A 16,859-nucleotide genomic window follows, 5' to 3' on the forward strand; every position below is an offset into this window, starting at 1 on the left:
TATGCCATGTCGACACCTGAGATCCCGTCCGTAAGTTTTTTTAGTCTGTTTCGTCGGGGACAGCATTACGCGAAGACGTGGCCGATGGAAAAACGCCTTGCGCCCATGTTCATTGAGAATCGCACAATTCGCGCCACGCGCTATGCGATTCGTTTTATGCCACCTGTCGCCATCTTTACCCTGTGCTGGCAAATTGCGCTGGGCGGACAGCTCGGCCCTGCCGTCGCGACGGCGCTTTTTGCGTTAAGCCTGCCGATGCAGGGGCTGTGGTGGTTAGGTAAGCGTTCTGTTACGCCACTCCCGCCTTCTATTTTACACTGGTTTTATGATGTTCGCGGGAAACTGGAAGAAGCCGGTCAGGCGCTCGCTCCGGTTGAAGGCAAGCCAGATTATCAGGCGCTGGCTGACACGCTTAAGCGAGCTTTTAAGCAACTTGATAAAACATTCCTCGATGATTTGTGATTGATCATCGAAACGACGAATAAAAGAAGGCACAGTAACACACCGTTACCGTGTCTTTTTTTTAAGTGCCATGCGCTACAGGAGTCGAAAGATGGAAATGACCCATGCTCAACGTCTGATTTTGTCTAACCAGTACAAGATGATGACTATGCTTGATCCCGATAACGCTGAGCGCTACAGCCGCCTGCAGACCATCGTCGAACGCGGTTTTGGTTTGCAGATGCGCGAACTGGATCGTGATTTTGGCGAGCTGAAAGAAGAAACCTGCCGCATCGTGATCGACATTATGGAGATGTACCACGCCCTGCATGTGTCATGGACTAATCTCAAAGATCAGCAGTCCATTGACGAGCGCCGGGTCACTTTCTTAGGCTTTGATGCCGCGACGGAAGCACGTTATCTGAGCTATGTCCGTTTTATGGTGAATACAGAAGGGCGCTATACGCACTTTGATGCGGGCACCCACGGCTTTAACGCGCAGACCCCCATGTGGGAAAAGTATCAGCGCATGCTGAGCGCATGGCACGCCTGCCCGCGCCAGTACCACTTAAGCAGCAACGAAATTCAACAAATCATTAATGCCTGACGGAGGTGCGTGTGCAGTGTAGAGGTTTTCTGTTTGATCTGGACGGTACGCTGGTGGATTCGCTACCGGTTGTAGAGCGTTCATGGTGCCATTGGGCGGACAGACATGGCATCGACCATCAGGACGTGCTGAATTTTATCCACGGCAAACAGGCCATAACCTCGCTCCGGCATTTTCTGGCGGGACGCTCTGAGGACGAAATTCAGGCGGAATTCAAATATCTGGAACACATTGAAGCCACGGACACGGACGGTATCACCGCGTTACCCGGTGCACGTGAACTGCTTGAGCATCTGAACGAAGCGCAAATACCGTGGGCCATTGTTACCTCCGGCTCCATTCCCGTGGCCCACGCCCGTCATAAGGCGGCGGGTTTACCCACGCCGGAGGTGTTCATTACCGCTGAGCGCGTCAAACGTGGAAAGCCGGAACCTGATGCGTTTTTACTGGGTGCAGAACTGCTGGGCCTTCCCCCTGCGGAGTGCGTGGTGGTGGAAGATGCCGCAGCAGGCGTGCTGGCCGGGTTGAACGCTGGCAGCCACGTTATTGCCGTCAACGTTCCGGCCGATTCTCCCCGGCTGGACGAGGCGGACTTTGTGCTCGACACGCTGACCGCGCTTGATATCGCTAAGGCACCAGACGGTATTGTAACCGTCTCGCTAAAAATGTAATCCCATGACATAGCCCCACGATGCTGGGGCTTTTTTATGGCACAATTTTTCCTCTCTTTCTGACAAGGACATGTTGTGAACGGTGAACTGATTTGGGTTCTCAGCCTGCTTTTAATTGCCATCATTCTGTTTGCTACAGGCAAAGTGCGCATGGATGCCGTCGCTCTGTTTGTTATCGTTGCGTTTGTGCTGAGCGGTACGCTCACGCTGCCGGAAGCCTTTTCGGGGTTTAGCGATCCCAACGTCATTTTGATTGCCGCGCTGTTTATTATCGGCGACGGCCTGGTGCGAACCGGCGTGGCGACGCTGGTGGGGTCATGGCTGGTGAAGGTAGCAGGCAACAGCGAAACCAAGATGCTGGTCTATCTGATGCTGACAGTCGCCGGGCTGGGGGCGTTTATGAGTTCGACGGGCGTCGTTGCCATCTTTATTCCGGTGGTGTTGAGTGTCTCCATGCGAATGCAGACGTCACCGTCGCGCCTGATGATGCCCCTGAGCTTTGCCGGGCTTATCAGCGGCATGATGACCCTGGTGGCCACGCCGCCGAACCTGGTGGTCAACAGCGAACTGATACGTGAAGGGCTGGAGGGCTTTAGCTTCTTCAGCGTCACCCCGCTTGGGCTGGTTATTTTGTTGATGGGGGTTGTGTATATGCTGCTGACTCGCTTCGCTCTGAAAGGCGAGAAGCAGGATAAATCGAAAGACGGCTGGAAACGACGTACGTTTCGCGATTTGATCAAAGAGTACCGTCTCGCCGGCCGCGCCCGCCGTCTGGCCATTCGTCCCGGCTCGCCGATGGTCGGCCAGCGGCTGGATGATCTCAAGTTGCGGGAACGTTATGGTGCGAACGTGATCGGCGTGGAGCGCTGGCGTCGCTTTCGGCGTGTCATCGTCAACGTGAACGGGGTCTCCGAATTCCGGGCGCGTGACGTTCTGCTGATCGATATGTCCACCGCGGAGGTGGATCTGCGTGAGTTTTGCAGTGAGCAAATGCTGGAGCCGATGGTGCTGCGCGGGGAATATTTCTCCGATCAGGCGCTCGATGTGGGTATGGCGGAAGTGTCGCTGATCCCGGAATCGGAATTGTTGGGTAAAACCGTGCGTGAAATGGGGTTCCGTACCCGCTATGGCCTGAACGTCGTCGGCCTGAAGCGTGATGGCGTGGCAATGGAAGGGGCGGTGGTGGATGAGCCCATCCTGTTAGGCGATATTTTTCTCGTCGTTGGTAACTGGAAGCTGATCAGCCAGCTCGGTCAGAATGGCCGCGATTTCGTCGTTCTCAACATGCCCGTTGAGGAGAGCGATGCCTCTCCGGCCCACAGTCAGGCGCCTCACGCCATTTTTTGTCTGGTGCTGATGGTGGCGCTCATGCTTACCGACGAGATCCCAAATCCGGTGGCGGCCATTATTGCCTGCCTGTTGATGGGCAAATTTCGCTGTATTGATGCCGAGAGTGCCTATAAAGCGATTCACTGGCCAAGCATCATTTTGATTGTCGGGATGATGCCGTTCGCCCTTGCCCTGCAAAAAACCGGCGGGGTGGATTTAGTGGTTAAAGGGCTTATGGACGTTGGTGGGGGATACGGTCCGTACATGATGATGGTGTGCCTGTTCGTCATGTGCGCCACGATCGGGCTGTTCATTTCCAATACTGCCACGGCAGTACTGATGGCCCCGATTGCGCTGGCGATGGCGAAATCCATGGGCGTGTCGCCGTATCCCTTTGCGATGATGGTGGCGATGGCGGCCTCTGCGGCGTTTATGACGCCGGTCTCTTCGCCGGTTAACACGCTGGTACTGGGGCCGGGGAATTACCGCTTTAGCGATTTCGTGAAGATTGGCGTACCGTTCACCATACTGGTGATGCTGGTATGCGTGGTGCTGATCCCGGTGTTATTCCCGTTTTAGCGTGAGCGCAGAAACGTAGGCCGGGTAAGGCGAAGCCGCTACTCGGCGAAAAATTACAACGGAGAATCCTGGCTGATCTCATCCAGCGATAAATGGAAGCTCGGCACAAACACCTGCATAAAATAATCCATCTCCTCGCTGCGGCGGGATTCCAGCGTCTTCTCCAGACGCGTTTTGGCCAGTAAAAACTCGTTATTCCCGGCAGACAACTCTTCCAGACATTTCAGGTAGGCGCAGAGCGCGTCCGCCTGCTTCACCAGTGACTTTTCCTCTTCGGTGTACTGATGTTCGTCAATCAGTGGCTCAAAGACATCGCGCAGTTCATCCGGCACCATGTCGATTAGCTTCTGCTGGGCGATCTTCTCGATGGCTTTATATTCCTGCGCAATCTGCGAGTTGAAGTATTTAACCGGGGTGGGGAGATCGCCGGTCAGCACCTCGGAGGCATCGTGATACATCGCGAGCAGGGCAATGCGTTCCGCATTGACCTGACCGTTGAATTTGCGGTTCTTAATGGCGGCAAGCGCATGCGCGACCATCGCAACCTGCAGACTATGTTCTGAGACATTTTCGGTGCGCACGTTGCGCATCAAAGGCCAGCGGTTGATGAGTTTTAGGCGGGAAAGGTGGGCAAAAAAATGACTCTGACTCATAGGTTACCTTTTGTCTTCACTGCGACAAACTTCATTGTGCGGGGAGGGGAGGGAAGATGCAAATTTGCGGAAGTTAGAGGCCGGGTAAGCGCAGCGCTACCCGGCAGAAAGATGATGTTATTGGTGGTATCCGGAGAGGAATCGTCCGAAGCGGCTGATGGCCATTTCGAGGTCATCTTCGCGCGGTAACGTCACGATACGGACGTGATCCGGCCATGGCCAGTTGAACGCGGTGCCCTGAACCAGCAGCACTTTTTCCTGCAGCAGGAAATCAAGCACCATTTTCTGGTCATCGTGGATATTGAAGCGCTTCGCGTCGATTTTCGGGAACATGTACAGCGCGCCATTTGGCTTCACGCAGGAGACGCCAGGGATATCGTTGATCAACTCCCAGGCGCGGTTACGCTGTTCATACAGGCGCCCGCCAGGCACGATGAACTCGCTGATGCTCTGGTAGCCGCCCAGCGCCGTCTGGATCGCATGTTGTGCCGGAACGTTGGCGCATAAACGCATGGAGGCCAGCATCTCCAGCCCTTCAATATAACCCCTGGCATGTTTTTTCGGGCCGTTCAGAACCATCCAGCCCTGACGGAAACCGGCCACACGGTAAGTTTTAGACAGGCCGTTAAAGGTGACGGTCAGCAGATCCGGTGCCAGCGCTGCAATGGAGTGGTGTTGCGCCGCGTCATACAGGATCTTGTCGTAAATTTCGTCAGCAAAGATGATCAGGTTGTGCTGACGGGCGATCTCCACGATCTCCATCAGCAGCTCTTTTGAATAGACTGCACCCGTTGGGTTGTTCGGGTTGATGATCACGATACCGCGCGTGCGTGGGGTGATTTTGGCACGAATATCGTCGAGATCCGGGAACCAGTCAGAAGACTCATCGCAGAGATAGTGCACCGCTTTACCGCTGGAAAGTGACACGGCCGCCGTCCACAGCGGATAGTCCGGAGCGGGTACCAGCATTTCGTCACCGCTGTTCAGCAAGGCCTGCATGGCCTGCACGATCAGTTCAGAGACGCCGTTGCCGATATAAATATCCTCAACGGTAACATCACGCATTCCGCGTGCCTGGTAGTGCTGCATAATGGCTTTGCGTGCGGAGTAAAGTCCTTTTGAATCGCAGTAGCCTTGCGCAGTAGGCAGGTTGCGGATCACATCAACCAGGATTTCATCCGGCGCTTCAAAACCAAATGGCGCAGGGTTACCAATGTTGAGTTTCAGAACCTTATTGCCTTCTTCTTCCAGGCGTTTTGCCTCTTTGAGAACCGGGCCACGGATGTCGTAACAGACGTTATCTAGCTTGCTGGATTTTTCGATAGGGGACATGAACCTTTAACCTTTTCGCTATTATTGCCACTCCCTGCCGTGGAAGTCAGCACGGAACAATGTACTCCCCCCTCGCTTCGTTTTGAAGGGTAAACAGAAGAAGATTTTGTGCAATGGATGCATTTCTGAAGAATCTATTACGCTGCCTGCATCGAAATTTTATGGTATAAAGTAATGCATGATTTGAGTAATTAGGCTTATCATGCTGTGAATTTTGATATTTATTGCATATTGTGCTTTAAAAAATAAAATGAGGGCCAGCGCTCAGTCAAAAGTTTACCTGAGTGACTTTTCGTAAAACCTGAATGCTTCGGGACAAAACACGGGAATAGTCTGCTTTGGTTAAAAGTTACTCATGTGAAAATAATGTTAAGTGTTATTAATGAATGGCCTTAATCTAAATTAAAATTTATTTATTATTAACCAACAAAATGCAACTTTAGTTAATTTTAATAAAATTAGTTTAGAAGCTTAACAACACCCTTTAATCCTCAATATTGCAATAAGACTTATAAATAAAGTGGATTTGGGTTAAGATGTCTTTAAGGAAAGCAGAGGAAAGATACCTGTGTTTTGTATATCTGAGCCTGGTTTTCTGAATTAATTGATTGTTATTGTTGGAGTTATCTCTGGCTGGAGTGTGCGAAGCACAACCTGCAACGTTGACAGCGCTGCGATATAGATGGCAGAAAAGGTGTCTTACCTTTAATGTAATTTACATTAACCTGCGAACATCTAAATATCCTGAACGTTTAAGAGAATAAAAATAACGTCATGAAACGTGCTTTCTGACTGTTGATAAATACACAAAATCATTCACGCTGGATCATGGCGGCAAGTCTGAGCATCCGCTGACGCTTACTCACGTTAGTGATGGGGGAAGCAGACGTAGCCTTTGCCTCGACAGCTTGAATGATGACGTGTATTAAGGCAGCACAATAACTATCTGTCAGGCAGTCTGCCGGGCCGGGATGCGAGGGAAAACCTTCAGAGGGAATTGCTTAACTGTTACACACAGCTTCAACCCGGGCAGCTCCGCACGAGCAACCTGAAAGTGAATAGATATGATAAATGCAAATCGTCCGATAATGAATCTCGACCTCGATCTGCTGAGAACGTTTGTTGCGGTCGCCGACCTCAACACTTTTGCAGCAGCTGCTGCCGCAGTTTGCCGAACCCAGTCCGCCGTCAGCCAGCAAATGCAGCGTCTGGAACAACTGGTTGGTAAAGAGCTTTTTGCCCGTCATGGGCGTAATAAGCTCTTAACGGAACACGGTATTCAGCTTCTGGGTTATGCCAGGAAAATTCTTCGCTTTAATGACGAAGCATGTATGTCATTAATGTTTAGCAACCTTCAGGGGGTGCTAACGTTAGGTGCATCTGATGAGTCAGCGGATACTATATTGCCGTTCCTTCTCAATCGAATTAGTTCGGTTTATCCGAAGCTTGCGCTGGACGTTAGCGTGAAGCGTAATGCTTTTATGATTGAGATGTTAAAAGAGAATGAGGTTGACCTTGTGGTCACCACGCATCGTCCCGGCCAATTTAACTGCCTGACGCTGCGTACTTCTCCTACGCACTGGTATTGCGCGGCAGAATATGTGCTCCAGCAAGGTGAGCCTATTCCACTGGTATTACTGGATGATCCGAGCCCTTTCCGCGATATGGTGTTGTCGGCACTCAACGAAGCCAACATTCCATGGCGTCTGGCGTATGTGGCCTCCACGTTGCCTGCCGTTCGCGCAGCCGTGAAAGCCGGGCTGGGCGTAACCGCTCGTCCGGTGGAGATGATGAGCCCGGATCTGCGTGTGCTGGGTAAATCCGATGGGCTTCCCGTCCTGCCGGATACGGAGTATCTGCTGTGCCACAATACGTCCAGCAATAACGAGCTGGCGAAAGTGGTGTTCGAGGCAATGGAAAACTACCATAATCCATGGCAGTTTGAGCATGTTACCCACGAAGGGGGGGATGATTCCCTGATTGTTGAAGGTGATTTTGAGTGATCGAGAACTCAAAATTCTGGTAACAAAATGTAAGTGTAAAAAAATGCCACTCGCGCGAATTTCGCCTGGAGTGGCTTTTTTTTTGCACAAATTCCCTCCGGGAAAGAGGGGGATTGGATGAGAATCCTTATTTATCAATCAATAAACAAGGGTTGGTTAAAGTCTGAACAAATTCTTTTCCCACTTCCTTCCCGCCCCCGGCATGTTAATAAAACAGGAAAGATGTTGCCGTTTTCTTGGTTGAATTAACAAAAGCGTGTCTCAGATCAAGAAAATACTCCTATTTGGGGGGAGGAATCGTTGGCAAATCCTGTCAAAATAGGAGGGTTATTTTTTTTACTTCCAAAACGGACACGATTCAACAACATGCATTTGACGGAAAGTCAGCTAGCCACCAGGGTTAAAGGGCACCAAATGTTAATGAGAATCGCTCGATGTAATTTAATGTGAAGAAACCTTTGTTAAAGTTGACAAAAGGTTATAGAAAGGAGTAAAAAACCCCATCATTTTGCTGTCTATGTCTCATTTCTGACAGTTAGTGTAAGGTTATTTGTTCCTCCCCATGAATCGATGTGATGCCCATCTGCCAGCAAGAGCAGTGTCGTCGGTATCACTTTTGATGAGTAAGCAATGAGTATGTCAACATCCACAGAAGTCATCGCTCATCACTGGGCATTCGCAATCTTTCTTATTGTAGCCATTGGCCTGTGCTGCCTGATGTTAGTCGGCGGCTGGTTCCTGGGCGGTCGCGCCCGCGCAAGGCACAAAAACACCCCTTTCGAATCAGGTATTGATTCAGTAGGTTCCGCTCGCTTACGCCTGTCTGCCAAGTTCTATCTGGTAGCCATGTTCTTCGTCATCTTTGACGTGGAAGCGCTCTACCTTTTCGCATGGTCGACCTCCATCCGCGAAAGTGGTTGGGTAGGCTTTGTCGAGGCCGCAATTTTCATTTTAGTGCTACTGGCCGGTCTGGTTTATCTGGTGCGTATTGGCGCGCTTGACTGGACGCCTGCGCGTTCACGTCGTGAACACATCAACCCGGAAAACAGTATCTCTAATCGTCAGCAGTAACAGCGAGGCAATAAGATGGATTATACGCTCACCCGCATAGATCCTAACGGTGAGAATGACCGTTACCCCCTGCAAAAACAGGAGATCGTAACCGACCCCCTGGAGCAAGAAGTCAATAAAAGCGTGTACATGGGCAAACTCGAACATGCCATGCACGATATGGTCAACTGGGGTCGTAAGAACTCCATCTGGCCTTACAACTTTGGCCTTTCCTGCTGCTACGTTGAAATGGTGACGTCATTCACTGCGGTGCATGACGTTGCGCGTTTTGGGGCAGAGGTATTGCGTGCATCCCCGCGTCAGGCTGACCTGATGGTGGTGGCCGGTACGTGCTTTACCAAGATGGCACCGGTTATTCAGCGTCTTTATGACCAGATGCTGGAGCCAAAATGGGTTATCTCCATGGGCGCATGTGCAAACTCTGGCGGTATGTACGACATTTATTCCGTCGTGCAGGGCGTAGATAAGTTTATTCCAGTGGATGTATACATCCCAGGTTGCCCGCCACGTCCGGAAGCTTACATGCAGGCGCTGATGCTGCTGCAGGAATCTATCGGTAAGGAACGCCGCCCGCTGTCGTGGGTTGTTGGCGATCAGGGTGTCTATCGCGCGAACATGCAGTCTGAGCGCGAGCGTAAACGTGGTGAACGTATTGCCGTCACCAACCTGCGTACGCCTGACGAAATTTAATTTGCGCCTGTGGGCCTGGAGAACACCTTCGCATATCACTACTCAAATAGCGCGAAGCCAGGCTTAACAGTCACCACGGACCATTTGCAATGGTGAACAATATGACCGACTTAACCGCGCAAGAAGCCGCCTGGCAGACCCGGGATCATCTGGATGACCCCGTCATTGGCGAACTGCGCAACCGTTTTGGGCCGGATGCCTTTACTGTTCAGGCGACCCGCACCGGGGTACCCGTTGTTTGGGTGAAGCGTGAACAATTGCTGGAAGTTGTCGATTTCCTCAAGAAATTGCCAAAACCTTACGTCATGCTGTTTGACTTACACGGCATGGATGAACGTCTGCGTACGCACCGCCAGGGTCTCCCTGCTGCGGATTTTTCCGTTTTCTACCACCTGATCTCAATAGACCGCAATACGGATATCATGCTCAAGGTGGCATTGTCTGAAAACGACATGCATCTGCCGACGCTCACCAAACTTTTCCCGAACGCTAACTGGTATGAGCGTGAAACCTGGGAAATGTTTGGCATGACCTTCGACGGCCACCCGCATCTGACGCGCATCATGATGCCGCAGACCTGGACCGGCCACCCGCTGCGTAAAGACTACCCGGCACGTGCGACTGAATTCGATCCGTTTGAGCTGACCAAAGCCAAGCAGGATCTGGAGATGGAAGCGCTGACCTTCAAGCCGGAAGACTGGGGCATGAAGCGCGGGACCGAAAACGAGGATTTCATGTTCCTCAACCTCGGTCCAAACCACCCGTCTGCGCACGGTGCATTCCGTATCATTCTTCAGCTTGATGGCGAAGAGATTGTCGACTGTGTTCCGGATATCGGTTACCACCACCGTGGTGCTGAGAAGATGGGCGAGCGTCAGTCCTGGCACAGCTACATTCCGTATACCGACCGTATCGAGTATCTCGGCGGCTGCGTAAACGAAATGCCTTATGTGCTGGCCGTTGAGAAACTGGCAGGCATCACCGTACCGGATCGCGTTAACGTGATTCGCGTCATGCTGTCAGAACTGTTCCGTATTAACAGCCACCTGCTGTACATCTCCACGTTCATTCAGGACGTCGGTGCGATGACCCCGGTCTTCTTCGCCTTTACCGATCGTCAGAAAATTTACGATCTGGTGGAAGCGATTACCGGTTTCCGTATGCACCCGGCCTGGTTCCGTATCGGCGGCGTGGCACACGATCTGCCGCGTGGCTGGGACCGCCTGCTGCGTGAATTCCTCGACTGGATGCCGAAACGTCTGGCCTCTTACGAGAAAGCCGCGCTGCGTAACACCATCCTGAAAGGCCGTTCCCAGGGCGTTGCCGCCTACGGCGCGAAAGAAGCGCTGGAGTGGGGGACCACAGGTGCAGGTCTGCGCGCGACCGGTATTGATTTCGACGTGCGTAAAGCGCGTCCTTACTCTGGCTATGAGAACTTCGACTTTGAAGTCCCGGTTGGCGGCGGAGTTTCCGACTGCTATACCCGTGTGATGCTGAAAGTCGAAGAGCTGCGCCAGAGTCTGCGCATCCTTGAGCAGTGCCTCAACAACATGCCGGAAGGCCCGTTCAAAGCGGATCACCCGCTGACGACGCCGCCACCGAAAGAGCGCACGCTGCAACATATCGAAACCCTGATCACCCACTTCCTGCAGGTTTCCTGGGGCCCGGTCATGCCGGCACAAGAATCCTTCCAGATGATCGAAGCGACCAAGGGTATTAACAGTTACTACCTGACCAGTGACGGCAGCACCATGAGCTACCGTACCCGCGTGCGTACGCCGAGCTTTGCGCACCTGCAGCAGATCCCGTCCGCCATCCGCGGCAGTCTGGTCTCCGACCTGATTGTGTATCTGGGTAGTATCGATTTTGTTATGTCAGATGTGGACCGCTAATTATGCACGAGAATCAACAACCACAAACCGAGGCTTTTGAGCTGAGTGAAGCAGAGCGTGCCGCCATTGAGCACGAGATGCACCACTACGAAGACCCGCGTGCGGCGTCCATTGAAGCGCTGAAAATCGTACAGAAACAGCGTGGTTGGGTGCCGGATGGGGCGATCTATGCGATCGCAGAAGTGCTGGGTATCCCGGCCAGTGACGTAGAAGGCGTAGCCACGTTCTACAGCCAGATCTTCCGTCAGCCGGTAGGCCGCCATGTGATCCGCTACTGTGACAGCGTTGTCTGCCACATTACCGGTTATCAGGGCATTCAGGCTGCGATTGAGAAGAAACTCAATATCAAGCCGGGCCAGACCACGTTCGATGGTCGCTTTACTCTGCTGCCAACCTGCTGCCTGGGTAACTGCGACAAGGGGCCGACCATGATGATTGATGAGGATACTCACAGCCATCTGACGCCGGAAGCCATTCCTGACCTGCTGGAGCAGTACAAATGAAAACTGTAATTCGTACTGCTGAAACGCATCCGTTGACCTGGCGTCTGCGCGATGACAGACAGCCGGTATGGCTCGACGAATACCAGAGCAAAAACGGCTATGCCGGGGCGCGTAAGGCCCTGGGCGGCATGGCACCGGACGACATCGTTAACGCGGTGAAAGAGTCGGGTCTGAAAGGCCGCGGCGGCGCGGGCTTCTCCACCGGTCTGAAGTGGAGCCTGATGCCAAAAGATGAATCCATGAACATCCGTTACCTGCTGTGTAACGCGGATGAAATGGAGCCGGGTACCTATAAAGACCGTCTGCTGATGGAACAGCTGCCGCACCTGCTGGTAGAAGGCATGCTGATCTCCGCATTCGCGCTGAAAGCGTACCGTGGTTACATCTTCCTGCGCGGTGAGTACATCGAAGCAGCTGAAAACCTGCGTCGCGCGATTGCCGAAGCGACCGAAGCGGGCCTGCTGGGTAAAAATATTCTCGGTACCGGCTTCGACTTCGAGCTGTTCGTGCACACCGGTGCTGGGCGTTATATCTGCGGTGAAGAGACTGCGCTGATTAACTCCCTGGAAGGCCGCCGTGCGAACCCGCGTTCCAAGCCACCGTTCCCGGCAAGCTCCGGCGTGTGGGGTAAACCGACTTGTGTTAACAACGTCGAAACCCTGTGTAACGTTCCGGCGATCCTCGCCAACGGCGTGGAGTGGTATCAGGGCATCTCCTCAAGTAAAGATGCCGGTACCAAGCTGATGGGCTTCTCCGGCCGTGTGAAAAACCCAGGCGTCTGGGAACTGCCGTTCGGTACTACCGCCCGCGAAATTCTTGAAGACTACGCCGGTGGCATGCGCGATGGCCTGAAATTCAAAGCCTGGCAGCCGGGTGGGGCAGGGACAGACTTCCTGACCGAAGCGCACCTTGACCTGCCGATGGAGTTCGAAAGCATTGGTAAAGCAGGCAGTCGTCTGGGTACGGCGCTGGCGATGGCCGTCGACCATGAGATCGGCATGGTATCGCTGGTGCGTAACCTGGAAGAGTTCTTCGCCCGTGAGTCCTGCGGCTGGTGTACACCGTGCCGTGACGGTCTGCCGTGGAGCGTGAAGATCCTGCGTGCTATCGAACGCGGCGAAGGCCAGCCTGGTGATATCGAGACACTTGAGCAACTGTGTCGATTCTTAGGGCCGGGTAAAACCTTCTGTGCCCACGCACCGGGTGCCGTCGAGCCGCTGCAGAGCGCGATTAAATATTTCCGCGACGAATTCGAAGCAGGCATCAAGCAGCCGTTCAGCAATACCCATTCCATCAATGGTATTCAGCCGAACCTGCTGAAAGCACGCTGGTAAAAACAGAATTTTGATTAACGCTCGGTTTCGGCCGAGCCAACTGGAAGCATGCTAATGGCTACGATTCATGTAGACGGCAAAGAATACGAAGTCAACGGGGCGGACAACCTGCTGGAAGCTTGTCTGTCTCTTGGCCTCGATATTCCGTACTTTTGCTGGCATCCGGCGCTGGGCAGCGTCGGTGCTTGCCGCCAGTGTGCGGTGAAGCAATATCAAAACGCGGAAGACACGCGTGGTCGCCTGGTGATGTCCTGTATGACGCCAGCCACCGAAGGCACCTTTATTTCGATTGATGACGAAGAAGCCAAACAGTTCCGTGAAAGCGTTGTGGAATGGTTGATGACCAACCACCCGCACGACTGCCCGGTCTGTGAAGAGGGCGGTAACTGCCACCTTCAGGATATGACCGTGATGACCGGTCACAGCTTCCGTCGCTATCGCTTTACCAAGCGTACTCATCGTAACCAGGACCTGGGGCCGTTCATCTCTCACGAAATGAACCGCTGCATCGCCTGCTACCGCTGCGTGCGTTACTACAAAGATTACGCAGACGGTCAGGATCTGGGCGTGTATGGCGCACATGACAACGTCTACTTCGGTCGTCCGGAAGACGGTACGCTTGAGAGCGAATTCTCCGGTAACCTGGTGGAAATCTGTCCGACCGGTGTATTCACCGATAAAACCCACTCCGAGCGTTACAACCGTAAGTGGGACATGCAGTTTGCACCAAGCATCTGCCAGCAGTGTTCGCTGGGCTGTAACACCAGCCCGGGTGAGCGCTACGGCGAACTGCGTCGTATCGAAAACCGTTACAACGGTACCGTAAACCATTACTTCCTGTGCGACCGCGGTCGTTTCGGCTATGGCTATGTGAACCTGAAAGACCGTCCGCGTCAGCCGGTTCAGCGCCGTGGCGACGACTTCATCACCCTGAACGCTGAACAGGCGATGCAGGGTGCGGCAGATATTCTGCGCCAGTCGAAGAAAGTGATCGGTATCGGCTCCCCGCGTGCCAGCATCGAAAGCAACTTCGCGCTGCGTGAGCTGGTGGGGGCGGAAAACTTCTACACCGGTATCGCTCAGGGCGAGCAGGAACGTCTGCAGCTGGTACTGAAAGTGCTGCGCGAAGGCGGTATTCATACCCCTGCGCTGCGCGAAATCGAATCGTATGATGCGGTTCTGGTGCTGGGCGAAGATCTGACGCAGACCGGCGCTCGCGCGGCTCTGGCGGTGCGTCAGGCGGTGAAGGGTAAAGCACGTGAAATGGCAGCGGCACAGAAAGTGGCTGACTGGCAGATTGCGGCAATCCTCAACATCGGCCAGCGCGCGAAGCATCCTCTGTTTGTGACGAACGTTGACAACACCCGTCTGGACGATATCGCCGCGTGGACCTACTGTGCGCCGGTTGAAGATCAGGCGCGTCTTGGCTTTGCCATTGCCCATGCGCTGGACAGCAACTCTCCGGCCGTTGAACTGGATCGTGACCTGCAGAGCAAGGTCGACGTGATTGTTCAGGCGCTGGCGGGGGCGAAGAAACCACTCATTATCTCCGGGACTAATGCCGGTAGCGCCGAGATCATTCAGGCTGCCGCGAACGTTGCCAAAGCCCTGAAAGGCCGTGGTGCGGACGTTGGCGTCACCATGATTGCCCGTGCGGTGAACAGCATCGGTCTGGGTATGATTGGCGGCGGCTCGCTGGAAGAAGCGTTAAGCGAACTGGAATCCGGTGCCGCTGACGCCGTTGTGGTGCTGGAAAATGACCTGCATCGCCATGCCTCTGCCGCGCGCGTTGACGCTGCGCTTTCCAAAGCACCGCTGGTGATGGTAATCGACCATCAGCGCACCGCGATTATGGATAAAGCGCACCTGGTGCTCTCTGCGGCAAGCTTCGCAGAAAGCGACGGTACGGTTATCAACAACGAAGGCCGCGCACAGCGTTTCTTCCAGGTTTATGACCCGGCGTACTACGACAGCAACACCGTGATGCTGGAAAGCTGGCGCTGGCTGCACTCCCTGCACAGCACCGTGCAGAGCCGTGAAGTGGACTGGACGCAGCTCGACCACGTTATCGATGCGGTAGTCGAAAAACTGCCTCAGCTGGCGGGCATTAAAGATGCCGCGCCTGAAGCGAGCTTCCGTATTCGCGGCCAGAAACTGGCGCGTGAACCGCACCGTTACAGTGGCCGTACCGCGATGCGTGCCAATATCAGCGTGCACGAACCGCGTCAGCCGCAGGATAAAGACACCATGTTCGCCTTCTCTATGGAAGGGAACAACCAGCCGTCTGCGCCGCGTTCACAAATCCCATTCGCATGGGCGCCGGGCTGGAACTCCCCGCAGGCCTGGAACAAGTTCCAGGCGGAAGTGGGCGGTTCATTGCGTCACGGCGATCCGGGCGTGCGTCTGATTGAAGCCTCCGAAACCGGTCTGGACTTCTTCACGACCGTTCCGACGAGCTTCCAGGCGCAGGACGGTAGCTGGCGTATTGCGCCGTACTACCATCTGTTTGGTAGCGACGAGCTGTCCCAGCGTTCACCGGTATTCCAGCAGCGTATGCCGCAGCCGTACATCAAGCTTAACCCGGCAGACGCCGCGAAGCTTGGCGTCAACGCGGGTGCGAACATCGCCTTTAGCTATGACGGCCAGACCATCAGCCTGCCGCTGATTATCTCTGAAGGTCTGACAGCAGGGCAGGTTGGTCTGCCGATGGGTATGCCTGGCATCGCGCCGGTACTGGCGGGTGCGCGTCTTGATAACCTGCAGGAGGCAAAAGCATGAGTTGGTTAACGCCGGATCTTATCGACATCCTGCTGAGCATTCTGAAAGCGATTGTCATTCTGCTGGTGGTGGTCACCTGTGGTGCGTTCATGAGCTTTGGTGAACGTCGTCTGCTTGGTCTGTTCCAGAACCGTTATGGACCAAACCGCGTGGGCTGGGGTGGTTCACTCCAGCTGGTTGCGGACATGATCAAGATGTTCTTTAAAGAGGACTGGATCCCGCGCTTCTCGGATCGCGTGATCTTTACTCTGGCTCCAATGATCGCCTTCACCTCGCTGCTGCTGGCGTTTGCTATCGTTCCTGTCAGCCCGACCTGGGTGGTCGCTGACCTGAACATCGGCATTCTGTTCTTCCTGATGATGGCAGGCCTCGCGGTGTACGCGGTGCTGTTCGCAGGCTGGTCCAGTAACAACAAATACTCGCTGCTGGGTGCGATGCGTGCGTCTGCGCAGACGCTGAGCTACGAAGTGTTCCTGGGTCTCTCCCTGATGGGCGTCGTGGCGCAGGCCGGTTCATTCAACATGACCGACATCGTCAACAACCAGGCCGACATCTGGAACGTTATCCCGCAGTTCTTTGGGTTTATTACCTTTGCTATCGCGGGCGTGGCGGTGTGTCACCGTCACCCGTTTGACCAGCCAGAAGCCGAACAGGAACTGGCCGACGGTTACCACATTGAATATTCCGGTATGAAATTCGGTCTGTTCTTCGTGGGCGAGTACATCGGTATCGTCACCATTTCCGCGTTGATGGTAACGCTGTTCTTTGGTGGCTGGCATGGCCCGTTCTTACCGCCGTTCATCTGGTTCGCGCTGAAAACCGCGTTCTTCATGATGATGTTCATTTTGATTCGCGCAGCGTTACCGCGTCCGCGTTATGACCAGGTAATGTCCTTCGGCTGGAAAGTGTGCCTGCCGCTGACGCTCGTCAACTTGTTGGTAACGGCGGCTGTCATTCTCTGGCAGCAGCCATAAGG

14 protein-coding genes are annotated in these 16,859 nt (G+C 53.9%); 12 read left to right on the forward strand and 2 right to left on the reverse strand.

Features of this window, described 5'->3' with window-relative positions; all coding sequences use genetic code 11:
- The first annotated feature begins 6 nt into the window (after positions 1–6).
- From yfbV to ACTJJI_RS07865, 4 genes are all read left to right on the forward strand, one after another.
- Positions 7–462: a terminus macrodomain insulation protein YfbV gene (gene yfbV / locus ACTJJI_RS07850; RefSeq protein ID WP_014832767.1), complete on the forward strand. Its 456-nt coding sequence runs from the start codon at positions 7–9 to the stop codon at positions 460–462.
- Positions 463–553: 91 nt separating this feature from the next.
- Positions 554–1,048, forward strand: coding sequence for a YfbU family protein (locus tag ACTJJI_RS07855; RefSeq protein WP_014832766.1), 495 nt, complete (start codon positions 554–556; stop codon positions 1,046–1,048).
- An 11-nt stretch (positions 1,049–1,059) separates the two neighbouring features.
- On the forward strand, positions 1,060–1,719 hold the full coding sequence (locus ACTJJI_RS07860; RefSeq protein WP_046888278.1) for a sugar phosphatase: 660 nt from the start codon (positions 1,060–1,062) through the stop codon (positions 1,717–1,719).
- A gap of 75 nt (positions 1,720–1,794) precedes the next feature.
- Positions 1,795–3,627 carry an SLC13 family permease gene (locus ACTJJI_RS07865; protein ID WP_196372647.1) on the forward strand — a complete coding sequence of 611 codons (1,833 nt, stop codon included), beginning with the start codon at positions 1,795–1,797 and terminating at the stop codon, positions 3,625–3,627.
- 53 nt (positions 3,628–3,680) lie between these two features.
- Here the strand turns inward: ACTJJI_RS07865 and yfbR are convergent, their stop codons facing one another.
- Both yfbR and alaA read right to left on the reverse strand, forming a co-directional pair.
- On the reverse strand, positions 3,681–4,280 hold the full coding sequence (gene yfbR, locus ACTJJI_RS07870) for a 5'-deoxynucleotidase (protein ID WP_014832763.1): 600 nt from the start codon (positions 4,278–4,280) through the stop codon (positions 3,681–3,683).
- A gap of 117 nt (positions 4,281–4,397) precedes the next feature.
- Positions 4,398–5,612, reverse strand: coding sequence for an alanine transaminase AlaA (gene alaA, locus ACTJJI_RS07875; protein ID WP_014832762.1), 1,215 nt, complete (start codon positions 5,610–5,612; stop codon positions 4,398–4,400).
- Positions 5,613–6,676: 1,064 nt separating this feature from the next.
- On the opposite strand from alaA, the gene lrhA reads away from it, so the two are divergent.
- The 8 genes from lrhA to nuoH all read left to right on the forward strand — a co-directional run bounded on the left by lrhA (position 6,677) and on the right by nuoH (position 16,857).
- Positions 6,677–7,615: a transcriptional regulator LrhA gene (gene lrhA / locus ACTJJI_RS07880; RefSeq protein WP_014832761.1), complete on the forward strand. Its 939-nt coding sequence runs from the start codon at positions 6,677–6,679 to the stop codon at positions 7,613–7,615.
- 630 nt (positions 7,616–8,245) lie between these two features.
- Positions 8,246–8,686, forward strand: coding sequence for an NADH-quinone oxidoreductase subunit NuoA (nuoA, locus tag ACTJJI_RS07885; RefSeq protein WP_014171000.1), 441 nt, complete (start codon positions 8,246–8,248; stop codon positions 8,684–8,686).
- Between the two features lie 15 nt (positions 8,687–8,701).
- Positions 8,702–9,376, forward strand: coding sequence for an NADH-quinone oxidoreductase subunit NuoB (gene nuoB / locus ACTJJI_RS07890; RefSeq protein ID WP_003861482.1), 675 nt, complete (start codon positions 8,702–8,704; stop codon positions 9,374–9,376).
- Positions 9,377–9,465: 89 nt separating this feature from the next.
- The gene (nuoC, locus tag ACTJJI_RS07895; protein WP_072095117.1) at positions 9,466–11,268 is read left to right on the forward strand and encodes an NADH-quinone oxidoreductase subunit C/D; all 1,803 of its coding nucleotides are present in this window, start codon (positions 9,466–9,468) and stop codon (positions 11,266–11,268) included.
- Positions 11,269–11,270: 2 nt separating this feature from the next.
- Positions 11,271–11,771 carry an NADH-quinone oxidoreductase subunit NuoE gene (gene nuoE / locus ACTJJI_RS07900; RefSeq protein ID WP_003861486.1) on the forward strand — a complete coding sequence of 167 codons (501 nt, stop codon included), beginning with the start codon at positions 11,271–11,273 and terminating at the stop codon, positions 11,769–11,771.
- Positions 11,768–13,105, forward strand: coding sequence for an NADH-quinone oxidoreductase subunit NuoF (gene nuoF, locus ACTJJI_RS07905; RefSeq protein ID WP_440653582.1), 1,338 nt, complete (start codon positions 11,768–11,770; stop codon positions 13,103–13,105). Before nuoE ends, nuoF begins: the two co-directional genes overlap by 4 nt.
- Before the next feature lie 54 nt (positions 13,106–13,159).
- Positions 13,160–15,883 (forward strand): NADH-quinone oxidoreductase subunit NuoG, encoded by a 2,724-nt coding sequence (nuoG, locus tag ACTJJI_RS07910; protein ID WP_014832759.1) that lies wholly within the window; start codon positions 13,160–13,162, stop codon positions 15,881–15,883.
- The gene (gene nuoH, locus ACTJJI_RS07915; RefSeq protein ID WP_008500211.1) at positions 15,880–16,857 is read left to right on the forward strand and encodes an NADH-quinone oxidoreductase subunit NuoH; all 978 of its coding nucleotides are present in this window, start codon (positions 15,880–15,882) and stop codon (positions 16,855–16,857) included. Before nuoG ends, nuoH begins: the two co-directional genes overlap by 4 nt.
- Positions 16,858–16,859: the final 2 nt, after the last annotated feature.

Origin of the sequence: Enterobacter sp. 22466 (assembly GCF_052044775.1) — a bacterium.
Taxonomy (GTDB): domain Bacteria; phylum Pseudomonadota; class Gammaproteobacteria; order Enterobacterales; family Enterobacteriaceae; genus Enterobacter; species Enterobacter dissolvens.